The sequence below is a fragment of the Aeromonas sp. ANP5 genome (assembly GCF_963870295.1).
In the GTDB taxonomy this organism is placed as follows: domain Bacteria; phylum Pseudomonadota; class Gammaproteobacteria; order Enterobacterales; family Aeromonadaceae; genus Aeromonas; species Aeromonas veronii.
Genome location: NZ_CAWMRY010000087.1, coordinates 1 through 910, shown reverse-complemented (window position 1 = coordinate 910; position 910 = coordinate 1). Strand labels below are relative to the sequence as shown.

General features: G+C 54.7%; 1 protein-coding gene. It reads left to right on the top strand.

Annotated elements, in window-relative coordinates; translation table 11 throughout:
- The coding region (locus AACT07_RS22350) for a type VI secretion system Vgr family protein (protein ID WP_139126512.1) at window positions 1–910 on the top strand (910 nt) is incomplete at both ends.

The following is a 910-nucleotide window of genomic DNA, read 5'->3' as shown; positions in this document are numbered from 1 at the left end:
CTGTCGTGGGACCTTCTGGCGAAGAGATTTATTGCGACAAATATGGCCGGATCAAGCTGCAGTTCCCATGGGATCGCTATGGTGCCAGCAACGACCAGAGCTCCTGTTGGGTACGTGTCAGCCAAGGGTGGGCGGGTGGCCAATATGGCATGATGGCGGTACCGCGTATCGGTCACGAAGTGATTGTGAGCTTCCTCGAGGGGGATCCGGATCAGCCCATCGTGACAGGTCGTACTTATCACGCCACCAACCAAACCCCCTATGTATTGCCCGAACATAAAACACGGACACTGCTGCGAACCGACACACATAAGGGCCAAGGCTTCAACGAGCTGCGTTTTGAAGATGAAGCATCGAGAGAGCAGATTTACATTCATGCCCAAAAAGACATGGATGTGGTCATCAACCATATCCATCGCCAAAGCGTGGGACTGGATCAGCATTTGACGGTCAACCAGGACCAGTTCCAGCGAGTGGACCGCCATAGTCATCGCACAGTGGCGCAAGATGATGTTGAACAAATTGGGCAGGATCATCACCAGCTGATCGGTCGCCACTTTGTGCAAAAAGTGATGGCTTCATTCAAACGCTTCATCGGTGGGGGCGAGATCACTCATCTGGATGGTAGCCGCCAGACCTCTATTTCTGGTGGAGAAGAGGTGGTCGTTGGGGCACATCAACGTGTGGTGGTGGGTACAGACAGCTATCTCAAAGCCACTGACATTGTGCTGGAGGCGGGGCAAGCGCTGACCATCAAGGGGCCAGGTGGTTTTATCAAGCTTGATGGCTCGGGAGTGACCATCTCGGGCAATGTGGTCAAGATCAACGATGGCGGTTCACCTGGTGCAGGTACAGCTCCTGTCGCCATCGAACCGGAGGCACCCAACAAGCCCACCCTGCCGGATGCACC